The organism is Stenotrophomonas pictorum JCM 9942 (genome assembly GCF_001310775.1).
GTDB lineage: Bacteria > Pseudomonadota > Gammaproteobacteria > Xanthomonadales > Xanthomonadaceae > Stenotrophomonas > Stenotrophomonas pictorum.
In genome coordinates this window covers 1-2,508 of the sequence record NZ_BAZI01000381.1, presented here as the reverse complement: position 1 = coordinate 2,508, position 2,508 = coordinate 1, and the positions used below count along the sequence as shown (strand labels likewise).

At 64.2% G+C, this 2,508-nt stretch carries 1 protein-coding gene and 1 pseudogene; both read left to right on the top strand.

Annotated features, from left to right (window positions below; translation table 11 throughout):
- Positions 1 to 1,618 (top strand): annotated as a pseudogene (locus JCM9942_RS13975) (M28 family metallopeptidase); the annotation flags it as partial.
- A gap of 188 nt (positions 1,619 to 1,806) precedes the next feature.
- A complete protein-coding gene (locus tag JCM9942_RS13970) occupies positions 1,807 to 2,271 on the top strand; it encodes a PepSY domain-containing protein (RefSeq protein WP_054660427.1) in 465 nt (154 codons plus the stop codon).
- Positions 2,272 to 2,508 lie beyond the last annotated feature (237 nt).

Genomic DNA, 2,508 nt, shown 5'->3' with positions numbered 1-2,508 from the left:
CGCTGCCGACCGCGGTCCCGGCGCACGCGTTCGCCAGCGCCATCAATGCCGCCGACTTCGCCGAGCTGGTCAAGACCCTGGCCTCGGATGAGTTCGAAGGCCGCGCGCCAGGCAGCAACGGCGAGGAACTCACGGTCAACTATATCCGCGACCAGATGCAGCGCATCGGCCTGCAGCCGGGCAACGGCGACAGCTGGTTCCAGGACGTGCCGATGACCGAAACCACCGCCGATCCCAACACCGTGCTGAAGATCCAGCGCGACGGCACGGTGCAGGAACTGACGTTCGGCACGGACATGGTCATCGGTACCCGCAGCGGCCAGCCGGAAATCAAGATCGCCGACAGCGACCTGGTCTTTGTGGGCTACGGCGTGGATGCCCCCGAACAGGACTGGAACGACTACGCCGGCCAGGACTGGACCGGCAAGACGGTGGTGATGTTCGTCAACGACCCCGGCTTCCATGTCGATGACGCCAAGCTGTTCGACGGCAAGCGCATGACCTACTACGGGCGCTGGACCTACAAGTTCGAGGAAGCCGCGCGCAAGGGTGCTACGGCCGCACTGATCGTGCACGACACCGCCGGTGCCTCCTATGGCTGGGACGTGGTGAAGAACTCCTGGGGCGGCGCGCAGTACGACCTGCCGGCCACAGAGGACAAGGAGCCGCGCCTGCAGGCACAGGGCTGGCTCAGCGCCGACGCGGCGCGGCAGCTGTTCGCCGAAGCCGGGCTGGATCTGGACAAGGCCTACCGCGATGCCAGCAAGCGCGGCTTCAAGCCCGAACCGCTGAAAGCCAAACTGTCACTGGATCTGCAGAGCACCATCGCACAAAAGAAGTCGCGCAACGTGGTGGGTGTGCTGCCCGGCGGCAAGCGCGCCGACGAAGCCGTGCTGTACATGGCGCACTGGGATCACCTGGGCAAGCACGAGGGCGAAGAAGGCGACAACATCTACAACGGTGCGGTGGACAACGCCACCGGCGTGGCCGGCATCCTCGAGATCGCCGACGCATGGCGCACCAGCCCACGCCGCCGGAACGCTCGGTGGTATTTCTGGCCGTCACCCTGGAAGAATCCGGGCTGCTGGGTTCGCAGTACTACGTGAACCACCCGACCTTCCCGCTGGATAAGATCGCCGGCGTGATCAATATCGACGCGATGTCGGTCAATGGCCGTGCGCGCGACATGACCGTCACCGGGTTTGGCAGTTCCGAGCTGGAAGACATCCTCAAGCCGCTGGCAACCGGGAAGGGCCGTACGCTGCATGCCGAAGCGGCCGTACAGAGCGGCTTCTACTTCCGCTCGGACCACTTCAACTTCGCCAAGGCCGGCGTCCCGGCGCTGTACGCAGACGGCGGTGAAGATCTGATCGACGGCGGCACCGCGGCAGGCAAGCGTGCCGCCGAAGCCTATGGAAAGGAGCGTTACCACGGTCCCAAGGACGAGTACGATCCGGCGACCTGGAAGCTGGACGGTGCCATCGAAGACCTGGAACTGTTGTACGGCGTCGGCAGCCATCTGGCCGGCGGCGATGCGTGGCCGAACTGGTACGAGGGCAACCCGTTCAAAGCCAATCGCGATTCGATGATGAAAAACAAGCCAAACGGCAAGCCCTGAGCTACCCACCGCTCCACTCAAACGGCACCTTGACGGCGCCGTTTTTCGTCCTGCGACGCCAGCGCATGCCCTGAAGCCGCCGGCTTCATGAGACTGAACAGTGCACATCCCCGCAACACCTCCTTCACCCGGTCTGCGAGCCGTGGCACCCAACATTGCCCGTGCCACCCATCAATGGAGAACGAGCGATGCATTTTCGGATCCTCACCACTTCCCTGCTTGTTGCCGCCTTCGGCGCCGCGGTTCCGGCCTATGCGCAAAGCGCCTCCAGTGATCCGGCCGCCGGCAGCAACGGTCTGACCCAACGGGAGGTCAGGACCCTGCTGGAAGAGCAGGGATACCGCGACATCAAACAGATCCAGTTCGACGATGGCCTGTGGGAAGCCCATGCGGTCAGCGGCAACGGCAAACGCCTGGAAGTGAAAGTGGACCCGCTCCGCGGCCGGATCTATCCCGAAGATGGCACCGCCGTTTCACGCATGAACAAGGACGAGATCCATGCCTCCCTCAGCGCGCAGGGTTTCTCCAATATCCGCGACCTGAAGTTCAAGGACAGTCTCTGGCATGCCGAAGCCGACAATTCCAACGGCCGTAAAGTCGAGCTGCGGATCGACCCGGAGGACGGCACGATCGTCACCGCCCGCAATGACTGAGCCCGCCGCAGTGTCGAGCGCTCACACCGACCCGTTCTTTCACATCACCGCCCCGGGTATTGCTTCTCGCTGGGCGCATGCGGTGGTGATGCGCCAGCGGGCGCGCTGAACGCCATTTTCTGGCGGCTGTCCCCCAAGCCCGGCCGCTGCCGGGCTTTTTGTTGCCGGCGTCCTTTACGGCCTGCAGCAGGGCGTGGCGCAATAAAAAACCCCGCTGCGTTAGCAGCGGGGTTTGGT

Bases quoted from the DNA above. Each gene is read 5' to 3' on its own strand.
- JCM9942_RS13970 (WP_054660427.1), top strand. From the start codon at position 1,807: ATGCATTTTCGGATCCTCACCACTTCCCTGCTTGTTGCCGCCTTCGGC.